This window comes from Promicromonospora xylanilytica (assembly GCF_054782895.1).
In genome coordinates this window covers 89,821-108,374 of record NZ_BAAGRP010000002.1, presented here as the reverse complement: position 1 = coordinate 108,374, position 18,554 = coordinate 89,821, and the positions used below count along the sequence as shown (strand labels likewise).

At 72.3% G+C, this 18,554-nt stretch carries 14 protein-coding genes; 8 read left to right on the top strand and 6 right to left on the bottom strand.

The features are described from left to right. Positions 1-108: 108 nt before the first annotated feature. On the bottom strand, positions 109-1,317 hold the full coding sequence (locus tag ACYVK7_RS02280) for an acyltransferase family protein (RefSeq protein WP_460886053.1): 1,209 nt from the start codon (positions 1,315-1,317) through the stop codon (positions 109-111). A 27-nt stretch (positions 1,318-1,344) separates the two neighbouring features. Next, positions 1,345-3,585: an acyltransferase family protein gene (locus ACYVK7_RS02275; RefSeq protein WP_460886052.1), complete on the bottom strand. Its 2,241-nt coding sequence runs from the start codon at positions 3,583-3,585 to the stop codon at positions 1,345-1,347. Positions 3,586-3,867: 282 nt separating this feature from the next. Here ACYVK7_RS02275 and ACYVK7_RS02270 point away from each other — a divergent pair, with 282 nt between their 5' ends. From ACYVK7_RS02270 to ACYVK7_RS02255, 4 genes are read left to right on the top strand one after another with little or no spacing between them, the layout of a single operon-like run. Next, positions 3,868-4,524, top strand: coding sequence for an FMN-binding negative transcriptional regulator (locus ACYVK7_RS02270; protein WP_460886051.1), 657 nt, complete (start codon positions 3,868-3,870; stop codon positions 4,522-4,524). Next, a complete protein-coding gene (locus ACYVK7_RS02265) occupies positions 4,521-6,101 on the top strand; it encodes an amidohydrolase (protein ID WP_460886050.1) in 1,581 nt (526 codons plus the stop codon). The genes ACYVK7_RS02270 and ACYVK7_RS02265 overlap by 4 nt, the downstream gene beginning before the upstream one ends. A 54-nt stretch (positions 6,102-6,155) precedes the next feature. After that, on the top strand, positions 6,156-6,656 hold the full coding sequence (locus tag ACYVK7_RS02260) for an HIT family protein (RefSeq protein ID WP_460886049.1): 501 nt from the start codon (positions 6,156-6,158) through the stop codon (positions 6,654-6,656). A gap of 11 nt (positions 6,657-6,667) precedes the next feature. Beyond that, positions 6,668-6,931 carry a ribbon-helix-helix domain-containing protein gene (locus ACYVK7_RS02255; RefSeq protein ID WP_460886048.1) on the top strand — a complete coding sequence of 88 codons (264 nt, stop codon included), beginning with the start codon at positions 6,668-6,670 and terminating at the stop codon, positions 6,929-6,931. Between the two features lie 159 nt (positions 6,932-7,090). On the opposite strand, the gene ACYVK7_RS02250 is transcribed toward ACYVK7_RS02255, so the two are convergent. The 4 genes from ACYVK7_RS02250 to ACYVK7_RS02235 are packed head-to-tail and all read right to left on the bottom strand — an operon-like array spanning position 7,091 to position 13,379. Continuing rightward, positions 7,091-10,255 (bottom strand): glycoside hydrolase family 38 N-terminal domain-containing protein, encoded by a 3,165-nt coding sequence (locus ACYVK7_RS02250; RefSeq protein WP_460886047.1) that lies wholly within the window; start codon positions 10,253-10,255, stop codon positions 7,091-7,093. 31 nt (positions 10,256-10,286) lie between these two features. Beyond that, complete coding sequence (locus tag ACYVK7_RS02245; protein ID WP_460886046.1) at positions 10,287-11,105, bottom strand: carbohydrate ABC transporter permease; 819 nt, start codon at positions 11,103-11,105, stop codon at positions 10,287-10,289. A 10-nt stretch (positions 11,106-11,115) separates the two neighbouring features. Next, a complete protein-coding gene (locus ACYVK7_RS02240; protein ID WP_460886045.1) occupies positions 11,116-12,051 on the bottom strand; it encodes a carbohydrate ABC transporter permease in 936 nt (311 codons plus the stop codon). Continuing rightward, positions 12,048-13,379: an ABC transporter substrate-binding protein gene (locus ACYVK7_RS02235; protein WP_460886044.1), complete on the bottom strand. Its 1,332-nt coding sequence runs from the start codon at positions 13,377-13,379 to the stop codon at positions 12,048-12,050. The genes ACYVK7_RS02240 and ACYVK7_RS02235 overlap by 4 nt, the downstream gene beginning before the upstream one ends. 117 nt (positions 13,380-13,496) lie before the next feature. On the opposite strand from ACYVK7_RS02235, the gene ACYVK7_RS02230 reads away from it, so the two are divergent. Genes ACYVK7_RS02230 through ACYVK7_RS02215 form a run of 4 tightly spaced genes read left to right on the top strand, consistent with a single transcriptional unit; the run spans position 13,497 to position 18,547 of the window. Next, the gene (locus ACYVK7_RS02230) at positions 13,497-14,522 is read left to right on the top strand and encodes a LacI family DNA-binding transcriptional regulator (RefSeq protein ID WP_460886043.1); all 1,026 of its coding nucleotides are present in this window, start codon (positions 13,497-13,499) and stop codon (positions 14,520-14,522) included. 21 nt (positions 14,523-14,543) lie between these two features. Further along, positions 14,544-15,494, top strand: a complete 951-nt coding sequence (locus ACYVK7_RS02225; protein ID WP_460886305.1) for an ROK family protein — start codon at positions 14,544-14,546, stop codon at positions 15,492-15,494. Further along, positions 15,491-17,311 carry a class I mannose-6-phosphate isomerase gene (locus ACYVK7_RS02220; protein ID WP_460886042.1) on the top strand — a complete coding sequence of 607 codons (1,821 nt, stop codon included), beginning with the start codon at positions 15,491-15,493 and terminating at the stop codon, positions 17,309-17,311. The genes ACYVK7_RS02225 and ACYVK7_RS02220 overlap by 4 nt, the downstream gene beginning before the upstream one ends. A gap of 27 nt (positions 17,312-17,338) precedes the next feature. Beyond that, positions 17,339-18,547, top strand: coding sequence for a glycoside hydrolase family 76 protein (locus tag ACYVK7_RS02215; RefSeq protein WP_460886041.1), 1,209 nt, complete (start codon positions 17,339-17,341; stop codon positions 18,545-18,547). The last annotated feature ends 7 nt before the right edge of the window (positions 18,548-18,554 follow it).

Below are 18,554 nucleotides of genomic sequence, written 5' to 3'. Positions count from 1 at the left end.
CTGGATGAGGTCGGGCCCCCGTGTGGGACCCGTAGGGCAACCTACGCTTTTGCGCGCAGATCGCCAGCCCATCCGCCGACCGTTAACCGGAGCGAAACAGACGGGCCGCTAACCCCTGCCGGGCCCCGCGACGGCCGGCTCCTTGGCCACGACCGGCGCGGCGGCCACCGGCGGGTCGGCTGCCGGGCTCGGACCGCTCGCGCGGACGGGCGGCGGGTCGAGGATCTCGAGCCGCTGGAACGCACGCCGCAGTCCGTCCTTGAGCACGGGCGCCAGCGGCTTCTCGACGAAGCGCATGATCAGCCAGGCCATGGCGAGCACCACCGCCACGGCGATCCCGAGCACCACGTACCGCGGCAGGGTGCCGCTGAGCTGGTGGATGACCCACCAGCCCCAGTACTCGTGCACCAGGTACAGCGGGTAGGTGAGGGCGCCGGCCGTCGTCAGCCACGCGGCGGAGACGTGGCGCAGGCGCGTGAGCGTCACCAGCGCGACGGCGGCGAAGCAGCCCACGACGATCATCGCGGAGACCGCGCCGGGCACCTCGCGGTCGGTGTTCGCGATGACGATCCCTGCCGTCTCGCGCCCGGACCAGACGGCTCCCAGCACCACGTTCTCGGCGAGCACCAGCCAGGCGAGCAGCGAGCGGCGGTCCTTGGTGAGCAGGAACAGCGCCATGCCGCCGGCGAACAGGGGCGCGTAGTTCCAGATGAGGAGGTCTGCCAGCAGGTCGAGCTCCGCCGTGTGGGCCATCGCGGCGAGGGCCGGCCACAGGGCGGCGAACGCGAGGACCCGTGCCCCGGTGAGGCCGATGACGAGCAGGACACCGACGAGCACGTAGAACCGCAGCTCCACCCAGAGGGTCCAGTAGACGCCGTCGACGTGCGGTACCCCGAAGGCCGACTGGAACATCGTGAGGTTCATGCCGACGGTGCTGAGGTCCAGGTTCTCGCGGCGGTCGGGCCAGAGGACCAGCAGCAGGAAGCCGGTGAGGAGCACCGCCGTCCAGTAGGCGGGGTAGAGGCGGGTGATGCGCGAGATGGCGTAGGAGCGCACATCACGGCCCCAGGCGGTGAGGAGGATCACGAAGCCGGACACGACGAAGAAGAGGTCGACGCCGAAGGCCCCCAGGGACGTCCACGCGGACAGCGAGGGAAAGACGTCCGCGGGCGGGCGGTCCCAGGACGGGTTCCCCAGGGCCGTGTAGTGGAACAGCATCACCGCCGCGGCGGCGAGGAACCGCATCCCGTCGAGCAGGCCCATCCGGGGGCGCGTCGTGCGAGGCGGACGGGCTGCGGTGGCGGTGAGGTCTGGCACGAGCGGAACCTACCAAAATCCGTCGGGTCAAGGGGTGGCCGGTTCGTCGAAAAGCCAGGTCAAGTGTGACCTGAGCTGCTCGTCGACGGCGGGGGTGAGCGTCCGTACGTACGTGTTGGTCAGGTGGTCGTCGTCGCGGTAGACGAGCACGTTGCCGACCACGGCGTCACACGTGACGGGGCCGCAGATCGAGTCGGTGAGGTCGAGGTGGACGGCGTCGTCCGGCACGCCGGGCGCCGTCGTCACGGGCGAGACGTCGGCGAACAGCTCCACCCGTGGCCGTCCGCAGGCCTCGGCGGAGACGGCGTCGACCATGCACTCCGGGACGAACCACTCGAAGCGGGGGTTGTCCCGGATGGTGACCACCGTGATCCCGGCCGCGTCCAGGGTGCGCCACGCCTCGACCTGCCCGGGCAGGGTCTCTTCCGGCGAACCGTCCTCGTAGGTGCGTGTGCCGACCACGACCACGACGTCGGGGCGGGCAGCGACCAGGGCCTGAAGGGCGTCCTCGTTCCACGTGGTGCACGCGGGTGGCACCTCGCCGTCGCCGTCGCCGTCGTGCGACGTCGCGAGGCGGCAGCCGTGCTTGAGCATCTGGCGCAGCTCCCAGCCGTTCTCGTGCGCGAGCGCGACGAAGGCCTCCTCGTACTGCTGCTCGTGCGAGGCGCCGGCGAGGTAGACCACGGCCGTCGGGTCGGCGGGGGAGACCACGGTGCACTCCAGCACCTCGGTCCTGTCGCCGCCCTGGGCACAGTCGGGGCGGTCCGGGTGGTCGTCGAAGGCGACCCACGTGGCGGGGCGGAACGGGGCGTCGTGCCGCGGGTCGGGGAGGGGTGCGTCCGGTGCGAGCGCCGCCGCGCCGGGGTGGTCGGGTGACGGCACGAGCAGCGCGGCGATGTCCTGCCGCACGGTCGCGTCGTGCCCGGCCGCCGCGACCTGGGTGCCGCCGAGCACCAGTACCGCCGCGCCGGCCAGGGCCGCGAGCGTCCGCCTGCCCGACGGTGTCGTGGCCGCCCGGTGGCCGACGCCGCCGCTCAGCGAGGTCGGGTCCGGGGCGGCGGCCCGCCGGGCCGCCAGGCGGTCGGCGACCCGGACGAGGAGCGGTTCCGCGACATAGCGGGTGGTGAGCCACGCGAGAACCGTCGAGGCGGTGAGGATCGTGGCGGCCGCGGCAGGGCCGACCTGCCGGGTCTCGGTCGTGAGGAGCCAGAAGATGAGGATCGGCCAGTGCCACAGGTAGAGGGCGTAGGAGATGCGCGCGCCGAAGCGCAGCGGGGCACTGTCCAGCAGCCGCTCGACGCCTCGGCCGGCCCGCGGCCGCGTCGGGGCCGGCGCTGTCGCCACCAGCACGAGCGCCGCGCCGCCGACGGGGACGAGCGCCCAGGCGCCGGGGAACACGTGGGCGCCGTCCACCAGGAACCCCGACCCGGCGACCAGTGCGATCCCCGCCCAGCCGAGCACGGTCAGCAGGGGGCCTCGCCGGGGTGCCCGGGAACGGAGGGCCAGGGCGAGCAGCGCACCGGCACCGATCTCCCAGAACCGGGTGAACGTGCTGAAGTAGGCGACGGGCTGGTCCACGGTGACGAGCCACAGGGCGCCCACGAACGACGCGACCGTGGCGGCGCCGGTGACCGCGGCGAGCAGCGTCGCGGGCCTGGGCGCGCCGCGCCGGTGCCTGCCGAGGCACCGGGCGCCGGCGACGAGGCCCAGCACCACCAGCGGCCAGGCGGCGAAGAACTGGCCCTGTACCGACAGCGACCAGAAGTGCTGCAGCGGGCTCGTCTCGGGCCCGGCCGCGCCGTAGGCGAGCGACGCGTGCACGAGCTCCCAGTTCTCCCAGAAGGTCGCGGACGCCCCGACCTCGCGCAGGCCGGACGACCAGCTCATCCGCGGGGCGAGCGTGAGCAGGGCGATCGTGACGGCCGCGAGCACCACCAGCGCGGCAGGGAGCAGGCGGGTGAGGGTGCGTGCGTAGTGCGCCGCCAGGCGCAGGCTGCCGGACTCGGCCCGGCGGAACAGCGTGCTCGTCGCGAAGTATCCGGACAGCAGGAGGAACACGTCGACGCCGCCCGAGACGCGGCCCTGGCCGAACAGGTGGAACGCGACGACGAGGATCAGTGCCAGGCCGCGCAGGCCGTCGACCGCGCCGATCCGCTGCGCCGGCCGGGAGCGCGCTGGCGCCCGCGTGCCGCCGGGCGCCGTGCCGTCGGAGGGCATGCCGTCGGCGGGCACGGCGTGGACTCCCTGGGGCACCGGTGAGGTATTCACGGATGACACAGTACCGCGCAATGCGTAGTAGTCCGACGAAGGGCGCCGCGACTCATCCACAGGCCGTGCCACGCGGTACGACCTGGCGCGGGCGGACAAGGACGGGGAGGGGCGCGATGGGCGCGCCGGTGGCTGGCACGCCGACGAATGTAGGGCGGGAGCCTTACGGGCAGGTGGAGAGCGGATAACGCGGAGGTCTCGACTTCACCCGCCGGGCTTCCGAGGGTCGGCGCTGCCGGACGGTAAGCCCCGGAAGCAGACCCGCGGTGGTTCGATGGCACCGTGATCGACAACCGCGAGTACGTGATCGAGGACGAGGCCCGCGTGCGCGACCTGGTCCGCAACCATGGCTGGGCCACCCTCGTCTCGGTGGCGGACGACGGAGCGCCCGTCGCCTCCCACCTCCCGGTACTCCTGGAGGACACGCCCCAGGGGCAGCCGATGAGCCTCCTCAGCCACGTCGGCCGGCCCGACGAGGTGCTGCACGGGCTGGACAGCGGCCGCGAGTCGCTGCTGATCGTGCAGGGCCCGCACGGGTACGTGTCGCCCGGCTGGTACGACCTGAGCCCCGCCGTGCCCACGTGGAACTACGTCGCCGTCCACCTGCACTGCACGGTCGAGCTGCTCGCGCCCGACGAGTCGTACCAGGTCCTGTCCGACACCGTGGACCGGTACGAGTCGGTCATGCCGCAGCCCGTCCGACTGCCCCAGGTCGAGGACTTCGCACGGCGCCTCGCGAAGGGCGCAGCGGCGTTCCGCCTGCGCGTGACCCGGTGGCAGGGCAAGGCGAAGCTGAGCCAGGACAAGCCCCTCGCCGTCGCCGAACGGGTGGTCGCCGCGCTGGAGACCGACCCCCACTACGCGCAGCCGGCGCTCGCGGCCGAGATGCGCGCGGAGCTCGACAGGCGGTCCGCCGGCCGGAGCGGCGGCGCGGCGTGACCGGGACGAGCACCCGGACCGAGCCGCTGCTGCTGACCGGTGCGCGCCTCGCCGGGCACGGTGGCCCCGTCGACCTGCTGCTGCGTGACGGCCGGGTCCGGGGCATCGCGCCGTCGGGCACGCTCGCGGGCGGCGACCTGGAGGCCGCGGGGAGCGGCGGTCCGCGAGCGCCGGTGGAACGCGTCGACCTGGACGGCCGGACCGTGCTGCCGGGCCTCTGGGACAAGCACGTGCACCTCACGCAGTGGGCACTGGTGCGTCGTCGTCTCGACCTGTCGGGTGCGCGGTCCGCCGCTGAGGTGGTACGGCTGGTGCGCGACCGCCTCGCCGAGGGGCCGCCCGAGCCGGGTACGGCGCTGGTCGGGTTCGGGTTCCGGGACGGCCTGTGGCCCGACGTTCCCGATGCGGCTCTGCTCGACGCGGTGGCGGGCTCCGTGCCCGTCGTGCTGGTGTCCGGGGACCTGCACTGTGCCTGGCTGAGCACCGCCGGGCTGCGGTTCGTGGGGGTGGGTTCCCACCCCACCGGGGTGCTGCGGGAGAGCGAGTGGCTGCCGCTGTCCGCCGTCGTCGACAGGGTGGACGACCGTCTCGCGGACTCCTGGGTCGCTGACGCCGCCGCGGCCGCTGCCGCACGGGGCGTGGTCGGCGTGGTGGACCTGGAGATCACGGACAACCGCATGGTCTGGAGCCGGCGGTTCGGTGCGGGGTTCGGCGCGCTGCGCGTGCGGGCCGGCGTCTGGACGGCGTGGTTGGACGACGTCCTCGCGGCGGGGCTGCGCACGGGGGACGTGCTGCCCGGTACCGGTGGCCTGCTGGAGCAGGGCCCGTACAAGGTGGTCACCGACGGATCGCTCAACACGCGGACCGCCTACTGCCACGATCCTTACCCCGGTCTGACCGGGCCGGAGGCGCACGGGATCCTGTCGGTACCGCCGGAGGACCTGATCCCGCTCATGAGACGCGCCCACGACGGCGGTCTGCGGTGCGCGATCCACGCGATCGGCGACCACGCCAACGCCCTCGCCCTGGACGCGTTCGCCGCGACCGGCGCACGGGGCTCGGTCGAGCACGCGCAGCTCCTCGACGCCGAGAGCCTGGCCCGGTTCGCCGAGCTCGGCGTGATCGCGTCGGTCCAGCCGGAGCACGCGATGGACGACCGCGACGTCGCCGACCGGCACTGGGCCGGCCGCACCGGCCTGGCCTTCGCCTACGGCTCCCTGGCCGACACCGGGGCGGTGCTCGCGCTGGGCTCCGACGCGCCGGTCGCGGCGCTCGACCCGTGGGCCGCGGTCGCCGCGGCGGTCAGCCGCTCCCGCGACGGGCGCGCCGCGTGGCATCCGGAGCAGCGGATCGGGCTGCGGACGGCGCTGGAGGCCTCGACGGACGGCCGCGGGCTCTACCCGACGGCGGGCGGGCCGGCGGACCTGGTGGTGCTGGACGCGGACCCGCTCTCAGGTGAGGGCGCGGACGGCGAGCCGACGGGCGGCGGGCTGGTGGCCGGCGACGCGGAGGGGCTGCGGCGCATGCCGGTGGCGGGCACCCTCCTAGCGGGCCGCTGGACGCACCGGGCGTTCTGAGGCTGCGTCGCGAGGGCCGGGGAAGACCCGGCTGGGAGAACTGCAGGAGGGCGCATGAGCGACCAGGCAGGCGCGCGTGGAGTACGGCATGAACCGAGCGGGTACCGGTGCCCCTTCTGCCTGCTGCAGCAGGGCGTGTTCGATGAACGGAACCAGCCGGCCGACGTCGTCGGCGTGACGGACATGGCTTACGCGCGGATCGCGCCGAAGTGGTGGCCGGCCAACGCTGGTGGCGTGCTGGTGATCCCTCGGGAGCACCACGAGAACCTGTACGACCTGCCGGACCGCGTCGGGCATGGGATCTGGGACCTGACCCGGAGCGTCGCCGTGGCGATGAAGGATGCCTACGGTTGCGGCGGCGTGTCGACACGGCAGCACAACGAGCCTGCCGGTGACCAGGACGTCTGGCACCTGCACGTGCACGTTCTGCCGAGATACCAGGATGACGAGCTCTACCTGCGGCACCTGGACGCTGTGTACGTCGCGGCGGCGGACCGGGTGCCGTACGCGGAGCGGCTCAGGGGATCCCTGGGCCTGCCCGTGACGTTCAGCTGAGTGCACTGTGCATGACCGCTACGCGATCGGCCATCCCGCCGTTGACTGACGCCTATTTACAGGTGTGGGCCGAGGAGGCCGAGGTCGGTTATGACGTGACCAAGCTGCGCGGCCGCGGGCGCCCTCCTGTCGGTGACGGGCCAGGCGAGGTCGTGCCAGCCCGGCTGGATGCTGCGACGTTGGCCGCGCTCGACCGGCAGGCCAAGGCTGAGGGCCTGGCGAACAGGTCCGAGGCCATCCGTGCGGCGGTGCGTGCCTGGGCGCACGTCGCGTGAAGCTGCACCACTCGTACCTGTTGGTCTGATCTGCCGTCGAACGTAGGAGTTGTCGCTCCACAGGTCGTCTTGGAGCGACAACTCCTACGTTCGCCTGGCCGCGATGCCGTTGGAGCGACAACTCCTACGTTCGGCCGGCCGCGATGCAGGCGGCCCGGGTCAGCCGAGCGTGAGGGCCGCCGCGCCGTTCGCGACCTCCAGCTCTACGCGGCCGTCAGCGATCTCCAGCGGCTCCGCCCGGTCGCCCCAGTAGCTGCTCCGGTGCGCGGACGTGACGCCGTCGGGCAGCCGGATGGCGGTGCGGGCGCCGTCCGGCGACGTGCAGAACAGCCGGACCAGAATCGAGCCGTCGGCGCTCTCCTGGAGACCCACCAGCCGCACCCGCGGGTCCTCGACCTCCAGCAGCGACAGGGAGTCGACGGGCGCCCCGTCGCCCGCGCCGAACACCGCGCGCAGCGGGTGGACCAGGGACTCGGCGGCCGTCGCGGCGACCGCCGTCGCCTCGCCCTCGCCGAACAGCACGGTGTAGCGGAAGTCCATCTCGAAGGTCTGCTCGACGGGGAAGTTGGTGTCCCAGATGTTGTTGTGGACCCACGAGTAGATGGTCGCCGGCTCGTCGTCGGGCATGGTGTTCGGGAACGGGACGTACGGCAGGGCGATGTGTCCCGTCTCGACCAGCGGCACGTCCGCCGTCGCCCAGCCGATCGCCGGGGCGGCCGAACCCGGGGCCAGGTCGTCGATCGCGATCCAGTGCCGGATCGCGGTCAGGTACTCACCGCCGCCCGGTACGCGGTCCGCGTCCCGGCCGCTGAGCCCGCCTGCCGACTCCTGCAGCAGCCGGGGCTCCGCGGCAGCGAACGGGAAAGCGAAGAACGCGCTCTCCTTGTCCCGCTGGTCCGACTTGGCCAGCCGGTTGACGATGTCGAGCTGCGCGCGGTCGTGCCGCAGCCGGTAGGTGGTGACCAGCGACTCGCCCCCCGGCACCCGGGAGGACGCCACTCGCACCCAGCTGTCCACCGCGCCGCTGCCGGAGTCGACGACCGCCACCGGTCCGCCGATCTCGCGGGAGCTCAGCAGGCCCAGGTTGCCGGAGTCGGCGAACTTGGACGAGTTGTGGTTGGAGTGCCCGTTCGTGGCGTACCGGTCGTAGACGTAGGCGTTGAAGCCGAGGGCGGCGTCCGTGTTCACCATCTCCCGGCCGGTGCGCTTGTCGAGGATCGAGGAGACGGTCCCGTCCCGCTGGTCCAGCTCGACCCGGAGGTGCTCGTTGTCCAGCACCAGCTCGTCGGCCGGCCGAGGACGCTCCGCGCCCACGGGCTCGCCCACCGCGTTCTCGAACGCCAGGTCGCCCGACGCCGCGGCGGCCCGACGGCGCAGCACGTCGGTCGCGGGCGCCGAGGTGAGGTCGAGCCGCACGAGGCCGACCGCCGGGACGTCGGCCACGGTGGTCCGCACGTGCCGGCCGATGCCACGGCTGCGCTGCTCCTCGACCCGTTCGTCGTGGTCCAGCGCGGCGCCGGTGCGGCTGTCGGTGACGGTCACGCTCCGGTCCAGCCCGGTCACGCTGGCGGGCAGGAAGAGCTCCACCGCCTCGGTTCGGGGCTGCCCGCTGGTGTTCAGCAGGTAGACCGACGCGTCGCCGGTGCTGCCGAGGTGCTCGGCCAGCGTCGCCCCGGCCACGTGCAGGCCGTGCTCCGCCTCGTCGAGCGCCTCGTACGCGCGGGCGACCTTCCAGTACCACTGGTGCTCCCCGGAGGAGGAGCCGAGGTCGGCGTGCTCCCAGGAGTTGGAGGCGCCCCAGGTGTGCTCGTCCCACAGCGCGAGCTGGGCGTAGCCGCGTTCGGGGTCGACCAACGGGTCGCCCGCGGCGCCGGTGATCAGCCGCGCCGCGGCGGACAGCGTCTGTGCGTCACGCAGCCTCGCCTGCGCCGTCCGGCCGACCGAGACCGGCGCGGCCGCCGCGCCGACGCCGTGCGCCCACCAGTCGTTCCAGTCGCCGACGAAGGTCTGCAGCTCGTCACCGACCCGTTCGACCGCCGCGTCGAAGAAGTCCTCGTTGGTGGACAGGCGCAGCCTCGGGAAGTCCCACTCGGCGTTCCACTCCGCCACCACGTCGCTGATCGTCCGGCTCGGGCCCGCGTTGTCGGACCAGCTGCCGTGCACCCGCAGGTGCAGGACGTCCCACGGGTACGGCTGCCGGTCCGTCCGTTCGGTGGTGTCCAGCCAGCCGAACACGCTGCCCGGCATGAGCGGGTAGGGCCGCTTGGCGAGCGACGAGAGGTACGCGGGGAAGAGGTTGCTGGTCAGCTCGTACGACTCGTGGAAGCCGACGGTGGGACCCTCCATGTACGCCATGCCGTGCGGCGAGTCCGTGCGCCAGACCACCACCGAACCACCCTGCGGACCCTGCCAGCGGAACAGCCGGGGCAGGTCGATCGCGCCGGTCTCGTCCGGCGCCGACCGGCCGGCCCAGTTGTGCGCGACGCTCAGGTACTCCACGCCCAGCGCCGACAGGGCGTCCGGCAGGCCCACGACGGCGCCGGGCACGTCCGTCTGCATCGCCGACCGGAACCGCAGCCCGTAGCGCTGCCGCAGGTCGCGGGCCGGGCGCAGCAGCTCGTAGAGCTCGTCGGTCGAGCACATCTCGGTGTGCAGGTTGAAGGGCATCGCCGACAGCGAGATCCGGCCCTCCTGGACCCGGCGGACGAGCTCGGCGCGCTGCTGCTCGGTCCGGTTGTCCAGCCAGTCGGTCACGGAGTACAGCGCCTCCTCCGACCAGCGGAACCTGGCGTCGTCGTCGCGGTCGTCCGTCTCCCGGGCGATCCGCAGCACGTCGTCCAGGTAACCGAGATGCTGCTCGCGGACGACGGCCTGCGGGTCGGTGTACCCGATGTCGAGGTGGGAGTGGTGGATCAGGTGCACCTCCCAGTGCCGCTGCGGCTCCAGCGTGTGCTCGAGCCGCACACCGAGGGTGGGCAGCGCGACCACGAGCTTGCCCGGCTCGTCCACCGCCGGCACCAGCAGCCGGACGCCGGACGGACCGACCGGGCGCCGTCCGGTGCCGACGGCACTGCCGTCGATCGTGACGTCGACCGGGAGCGAGGTGAGGTCGGGTGCGGTGCCCGCCTCCTCGTCCAGCCACTGCAGCCGGACCACCTGCTGCCGCCCGTGCTCCGGGTCGGTGCGCAGCAGCGGCTCGGCGACCAGGCCGAGCCGGTGCCCCTCGACGGCGACCACCTGGTCCGCGGCGTAGTCGAGGATCTTGCTGCGGTACAACGACGCGTCCCAGACAGGGCTCGGGGTCATGTAGGCGTGAGAGGGCACGGTGAAGCTCCTTCGCTGCGGGGTCGGGGCGTTACTTGCTGAGGGCCAGGCTCGAGACGAAGAAGCGCTGGAAGAGGAAGAAGACGGCCACCGTCGGCACGGAGGCGATCAGGGCGCCGGCCAGCACGGTGGGCGGACCGACCGACGAGTAGCTGCCGTTCAGGTTGATCAGGGAGGCCATGATCGGCCGGACCTCGGGGCTCGCGGTCAGGGTCATGCCGAACAGCAGGTCGTTCCACGCCCAGGTGAACTGGAAGATGAACGCGGCGAACATCGCCGGGCGGCACATCGGCAGGCAGATCCGCAGGAACGTCACGAGCGGCCCGGCGCCGTCGATGGAGCACGCCTCGAAGACCTCCCGCGGCAGCGTGGTGATGAAGTTGCGCATCAGGAAGTACGCGAACGGGATGGAGATGGCCACGTAGACGATCATCAGGCCCGGCCGGGTGTCGTACAGGTTGCTGCGGGCAGCGGCGGTGAACATGGGCGCGAGGAAGATCTGCAGCGGGACCAGGGTGCCGCAGTAGATCAGCCAGAACCACAACGTCTTGTGCCGCACCTTCAGCACCACCGTGCCGAACCCCGCCAGCGCCGCCAGGACGACGGCGACCGCCGCGCAGACCGTCGAGTAGAACAGGCTGTTGAGGAAGCCCGGTCCCATCTGCCCGGTCTGCCAGGCCTCGGTGAGGTTGGTGAGCAGCCCGAGCTCGCCGGGCCACCAGGCGGGCGTCCCGGAGTACTGTGCCGACGGGGTGACCGCGTTGACGACCATCAGCCAGACCGGCAGCAGCCAGAGCACGGTGACCAGTACCAGGAAGACCGGACGGAGGCCCGTCCACAGCTTGTGCATCGTCATCTCCTCACGACGTGGGTTCGGGCCGGAGGCTGCGGCGCAGGTACAGCCAGGACGCCGCGACCACGATGACGGCCAGCACCACCGCCGTCGCCGCGCCGACCCCGTACCGGCTGAGCAGGAACGTCTGCCGGTACATGGTCAGCGCGAGGGTCTCCGACGCCGTGCCGGGCCCGCCGCCGGTCAGCAGCCAGACCAGGTCGAAGGTCTTCAGGCTGTTGGCCAGCGCCATCCCGACGACGACGATCGTGGACGAGGCCATCTGCGGGAAGACCACCCGCCAGAAGAGCTGACCGCCGGACGCCCCGTCGAGCCTGGCGGCCTCGACGGTCTCCCGTGGCACCGTCTGCAGCCCGACCATGAACAGCACCACGTTGATGCCCGTGGCCTGCCAGGTGCTCGCGACGATCATGGTCACCGTGTTCAGGGGCCAGTGCAGCAGCCAGTCGACCGGGTCCAGCCCGACCGCCCCGAGCACCTGGTTGACGGCGCCGTCGCTGCGCAGCATGAAGTTGTAGATGACGCCGGTGGCCGTGCCCGACAGGGCGTACGGGATGATCACCGCGATCCGCGCGATCGTGCCGAGCCGGCTGCCCTGCGTGACCACGGCGATCAGCAGGCCGAGCGCGACGGGCAGCACCAGCGACCCCACCGACCACATCAGGGTGTTGAGCAACGACTGACCGAACCCCGGGTCGCCGAACAGCCGCGTGTAGTTGCCGAGCCCTTCCCAGTGCATGGTCACGCCGTTGTAGCGCGTGAAGCTGGTGGCCACCGTCCACGCCATGGGCAGGAGCAGCACCACGCCGACGAACACCGTCGCGGGCCCGATGAAGGCGGACGCGGCCAGCCGGTCGGTGCGGGTCGGGCCGTGCTGCGGCTTCGGGGGACCGGCCACGGCCGGCCGGTCCGCTGTGGGAGCGGGCGAGACGGAGACGCTCATGCGAGGTTCCAATCGGTCCATGCCTCGTCCGCGTGCCTGGCCATCTGCTCCGCGGCCTCGCGGTACCGGGACGGGGCCAGCATGAAGGCCGAGACGTCCGACAGGACGGTCTGCACGAGCTGGGGCGGGCTCGACTCGTAGAACCGCTGCAGCGGCGTGGCCCGCGTCCTGGCGAGCTGCTCCTGCAGCTCGACCACCGCGGGGTTCTTCACCGGGACGTTCGGGTTGGCCGAGCTGTCCTGGAGGTAGTCGCTCCACGGCTGCTGCACGCTGGGGGCGAGCCATTCGCCGATCACGTCGAGGGCGGCCGCGTGGTTCGGGGCCTGCCGGGGCAGCGTGAAGACGCCGGACTCGACGATCACCGTGTGCTCGACGCCCCGCGTGACGGGCGGCAGGTTGAACAGGCCGAAGTGCTCACCGGGCAGGACCCCGTTGGCGGCCAGGCTGCCCGAGTTCCACGTGCCGTACGGGACCATGCCGAGCGTGCCTTCCTTGAGCATGGGCCCGCAGCCCGACGCGATGTCCAGGTCCAGGGCGGTGAACCAGCCGCGCTGCATGAGGTCGCTCCAGCGGCGCAGCACGTCGAGCAGGGTCGGGTCGGTGTAGGCCGCCTGGCCGCTGGTCAGGGCGCGGTAGAACTCCGGGTCCGTCTTGGTCAGCAGCTCCTCGAACCAGCACATCGACTGCCAGTCGCTGTACTGGGCGGAGAACGGCGTTACCCCGTTGCCGTGGAGCGTCCTGGCGATCTCGAGCAGGTCGTCGTAGGTGTCCGGCGGGCTGAGGCCGAACCGGTCGAAGGCCACCTTCGAGTAGTAGAACGCGAAGTGGGACTTGTAGAGGGGCAGCCCGTAGACGTGGGAGTCGACGGAGACGAACGGTCGCAGCGACTCGTCCACCCGGTCCTGGCTGACCGCCACGTCCCAGACGTCGTCCAGTGCGGCGAGCCGGCCCCCGCGGACCAGCTCGGTGAGCGGGTAGCCGGACTGCCACTTCACGACGTCGGCGATCTTCCGGGTCTGGATCGACATCTTGACGATCTGGTTGTAGTTGTTCGCGATCGAGTTGACGTCGAAGCCGTAGCCGGTGACCTCGGCGAGCGCCTTGCCAGCGGTCTGGTAGCCCTCGAGCCATCCGCTGTTGTCGTTCATCATCGCGAGCCGCGTGGAGCTGCGCTCGCCGAGGGTGCTGGAGCCGCCGCACGCGGCGAGGGCCGCGGCCAGCGGGCTGACGGCGGCCGCGGCGAGCACGGTCCGTCGCGAGAGCGTGCGGTCACCGCCCCACCGGGGTGCTGGGCGCCTGGCCGGCGCCTGCGACGTTGCAGTGACCATGTTTCGCCTCCGGACGGATACCACCATTGGTAACGTTCCCAGAATTACCCTAGCCAGACCCGTGCGGGCATCGCAAGGGTCTGTGCCCCATCGAGCAGCACCAAGGAGGCGAACGGCTTGGTCGCACCCACACGCCGGCAGCCGACGATCCTGACGGTCGCGGAGCACGCGGGGGTCAGCCGGATGACCGTCTCGCGCGTGCTGTCCGGCGGCAAGAACGTGCGCCCCGAGCTGGTGGACCGCGTGCACGCCTCGGTCGCCGCGCTCGGCTACCGGCGCAACGAGCAGGCGCGGAGCCTGCGACCGGGCCAACGCTCCGGGCTGATCGGCATGGCGATCACCAACGTCGCCAACCCCTACTACGGCGAGTTCGTCCTCGGGGCCGACGAGGTGGTCAGCGACTCCGGCCGGGGCCTCCTGATCGGCAGCACGAGCGAGGACGAGGACAAGGAGCGGCTCCTGATCGCCGACTTCATCGGCCGGCAGGTGGAGGGCCTGATCGTGGTGCCGACCGGGGCCAGGCGGCACCTGCTCCCGGCCGCGCTGGGCGGCGTCCCGCTGGTCCTGGCCTCTCGTGCGGTCGCGGGCGTCCGTGCGGACACGGTGCTGGTGGCCGACGTGCAGGCCAGCTATGACCGGGTGTCGGCCCTGATCGACGCGGGCCACCGGCGGATCGGGTTTCTCGGCACGATGACCTCGGTCTTCACCGGGCAGCGCCGGTACGAGGGCTTCCGGCTCGCGCACGAGGACGCCGGCCTCGAGCTCGACGACGACCTGGTGCTCGTCGGCCAGCAGGACGTCGAGTCCGCCCGGGCGGCGATGGCGTCCCTCCTGGAGCGCGCGGACCCGCCGAGCGCCGTCTTCTGCGCCAACAACCGGAACGCGATCGGGGCGGTCCGTGCCCTGCTCGCCGCGCCGCGCCGCAAGCGCGGGGCCGAGCCGACGGCCCTGGTGAGCTTCGACAACTTCGAGCTCGCCGACGTGCTGGGCATACCCCTGACGATCATCGACCACGACGCCCGCGACCTGGGGCGGCAGGCGGCGTCGATGCTGATCGGCAGGCTGGACGGGGACGGCGACGGGCTCCCGCAGACCGTCGAGCTGCCGACCCGGACGCTGGACTATGGCGGTGCTCCAATCTGAGGTAACGTTCCCAACGTGGCGATGATCCTGGCGGTCGACCTCGGCGGAACACACGTGAAGCTCGGCATCGTGGCCGACGGCGTGCTGGTCGACGAGGACCGGCTCCCCGCACCGGCGACGCTGCGCGAGCTCGACGCCGTGGCGGACCGGGGGCGCCGGATGATCACCGCGCACACCGCGCGGGGCGCCGAGGTCACGCGGGTCGGCGTGGCCGCACCCGGTGTGGTCGACCCGCGCAGCTCCCGGCTGACCTCGATCCACGACAAGTACGCCTACCTCGTCGGTGTCGACCTGCTCGGCTGGGCGACGGCGGAGCTCGGCCGCCCGGCCGTCGTCGAGAACGACGCCAGGGCGGCTCTGCTCGGCGAGGTCGCGGCCGCGGAGACCGCGACGGGCCGCGCCGTGCGCGACGCGGCGATCGTGATCACCGGCACGGGGATCGGCACCGCGGTGCTCGTCGACGGCAGTCCGCTGGTGGGCCCGGAGGGCTACGGCGGCGTGCTCGGCGGCCACTTCACGGTCGATCTCGACGGCCCGCCGTGCAACTGCGGCAACGTCGGCTGCGCCGAGGCGGTCGGCGGCTCCTGGAACCTCGCCGCCCAGGCACGTGCCGCCGTCGGCTGGCGGGACTCCGTGCTTGCCGGGGCCGCGTCGGCCGACAGCCTGTCGATGGCGCAGCTGTTCGAGGCGGCCGCGGCGGGTGACCCCGTCGCAGCCGGTCTCACCGACCGGGTCCTGCGGGCCTGGGCCGCGACGGCGGTCAACCTGTGCCACGCCTACCAGCCCGACCTGCTGATCTTCTCCGGCGGACCGATGCGTGCCGCCACGGCGCACCGGAGCCGGCTGGCGGACGCCGTCGGCCGGCGGCTGTGGAGCTCGCTGCGCCGCCCCGACCTGCGGTTCGCCGAGTCACCGGAGCACTCGGTGATCCAGGGCCTCGCAGTACTCGCCGAGCGAAAGGACGTGCGATGACCTACCCGTCGTACCAGAACTATGTCCGCGAGCCGGTGATCAAGGTTCCCGGAGCAGGACGCGCCCACCGCGGCGCGGAGGTGTGGGCGGAGCTCGACCGTGCCGCGCGGGCACGGAGCGACCGGCCGCTGGTGGTCATCGACTGCTACCCCGGCGTCGACCTCGAGGACCTGTGGAAGGCCGTCCAGCGGCACCTGCCCGGCTACGTGGCCATCGACGTCGAGGACGCGGCGGCCCTGCCCATCGCCGAGATCGACGCGAAGATCGCCGACAACGTCACCGACGACCGGGTCTTCGGCGTGCTGGGCCACCAGACGGTCGGCGACCTCTACGACCAGGGCGCGCTCCGGCGGGTCCGGGACCAGGTCGAGGAGCGCACCACGCCGGTCGTGCTGGTCGGCTGGGGCGCGCTGCTGGGCGTGCCGGGTGACGACGGCGCCGGGACCGGGGCGGTGCCGGGCGGCGGGGACGCCGTCGTCGTGCTCGCGGACATGCCCCGCTGGGAGATCCAGCAGCGTCAGCGCCGCGGCGCGCCGAACTGGCGCTGCGACAACGGCGCGGAGGACAACTTGCGCAAGATCAAGCGCGGCTACTTCGTCGAGTGGCGGGCCGCCGACCGGCACAAGAAGCACCGGCTGTTCGACCGGATGGACTACCTGATCGACACGACGCGGCTCGCCGAGGACGCGGTACTGATCACGCGGGACACCTTCCAGGCGGCGCTCACCGCGGCGGCGTCGGGCCCGTTCCGGCTCGTGCCGTTCTTCGACCCGGGAGTCTGGGGCGGACGCTGGATGAGCGAGGTGCTCGGGCTGCCGCCGAGCGACACCAACTACGCCTGGTGCTTCGACGGCGTCCCCGAGGAGGAGAGCCTGCTGCTCGACGTGGGCGGGACGATCGCGGAGATCCCCGCCATGGACCTGGTGCTGCAGCGGCCGCGCGAGCTGCTGGGGGAGCGCACCTTCGCCAGGTTCGGCGCGGAGTTCCCGATCCGCTTCGACTTCCTGGACACCATGGACGGCGGAAACCTGTCCCTGCAGGTCCACCCGCTGACGGACTACATCCAGGAGACGTTCGGCATCCCGTACACCCAGGACGAGAGCTACTACTTCCTGGACGCCGAACCCGACGCCAAGGTGTACCTCGGGATCCAGGACGGCGTGGAGCCCGCCGACATGGTGGCCGCGCTGCGCCGGGCCGAGGCCGGCGGCGAGCCCTTCGAGGCCGAGAAGTACGTCAACGTCCTCGACGTCGCCAAGCACGACCACGTGCTGATCCCCGCGGGCACCGTGCACTGCTCCGGGCGCAACTCGATGGTGCTGGAGATCTCGGCGACGCCCTTCATCTTCACGTTCAAGATGTGGGACTGGGGGCGCCTCGGGCTCGACGGCCGACCGCGCCCCGTGCACCTCGACCACGCCGAACGCAACATCCAGTGGGACCGGCGCACCGACTGGGTCACCCGGAACCTGGTCGACCGGGTGGAGCAGACCGCCGCGGGGGACGGCTGGGTCGAGGAGCACACCGGGCTGCACGAGCTGGAGTTCATCGAGGTACGGCGCACCCGGTTCACCGGGCCGGTCGAGCACGACACCAGGGGGACCGTGCTGGTCCTGAACCTGGTCGAGGGGCCGGAGGCCGTGATCGAGAGCCCGACCGGGGCGTTCGAACCCTACGTCGTCCACTACGCGGAGACGTTCATCGTCCCGGCGAGCGTGGGGCCCTTCACCATCCGCCCGGGCGAGGCCGCCGCCGGACAGGAGCTCGCCACGGTGAAGGCCTACGTCCGCGGGACCGAGAGCCTTCCTGTCGTCTGACCTGTCCACCACACGAAGGAGCACGTCATGAGAGCGACCACCGGCGCAGTGTCGCGCCGTTCCTTTGCCGTCGGCATGAGCACGCTCGGCCTCGCGGCGCTCCTCCCGCCGGGCGCGGCCGCCGCGTCGGCGCACGGTGCGGGGGCCGGGGTCTGGGCCCGGCGCGCGCACCGCGGCTACGCCGCGCTGCAGCGCTACCTGTACGTGCCGGACAGTGCGCTGTACCAGGAGAACTACCCGACCAGGGACGGCGAGAACCCGTACTCCTACGTGTGGCCCCTCCGGGAGGCGGCGGCCGCCACCCAGGACATCAGCCGGCTCCCCTCGGCACACGGCCGGTACGACGGCGACGTGGCGAGCCGGTTCGACGCCCTCGAGCGCTACTTCAACGAGGAGCGCGGCACCTACGACTCGTACCTGCCGGCGCCGCAGGGGATCGGCGGCGACCCGTTCTACGACGACAACGGGGTGATCGGGCTGGAGCTCGTCCGTCGCTACCGGCTCATGGGCGAGCGGCGGATGCTGGACCGCGCCGTCCGGGCCTTCGAGTTCGTCGAGCAGGCGTGGGACACGGACACCACTGTCGACTGCCCCGGCGGGATGCACTGGGTGGACGCGGACTGGAACCCGCTGCGGGGCGCCACGAACGTCACCGGCATCGCCGCCGAGCTGGCGGCGCACCTGTACGAGCAGACGGGTCGACGTCGTTACCTCACCTGGGCGGAGCGCACCTACGACTGGGTGCACGGCTGCATGCGCCGCGACCCCGGCCTGTACCGCAACGGGGTCCGGTTCGACGGCACCGTCGAGGAGACGCTGTGGACCTACAACTCCGGCTTCATGATCGGCGCCGCGACACTGCTCCACCGCGCGACCGGACGGCGGTCCTGGCTCCGTGCGGCGGAGGACGACGTGGCCGGCGCCATGGACCACTGGACGCGGGACCGCCTCTACGAGCAGCCGGCCGTCTTCAACGCGATCTACCTGGCCAACCTGCTGCTCTTCGCGTCGGAGCGGCCCGAGCGGGCCGCCGAGATCCGTGACGTGTTCACCGACTACGCCGAGCGGCTGTGGGCCGAGAACCGCGACCCCGGGACGGGGCTGTTCGGCTTCCAGGCCTCTGGCGGTGGCGCGCCGGACCCGGAGCTGCGGCCCCAGACCCTGCACCAGTCGGCCGCGGTGCAGCTCTTCGCGCTGCTGGACTGGCGCAGGAGCGACTGGCCGGTGGCCACCTGACCTCGCC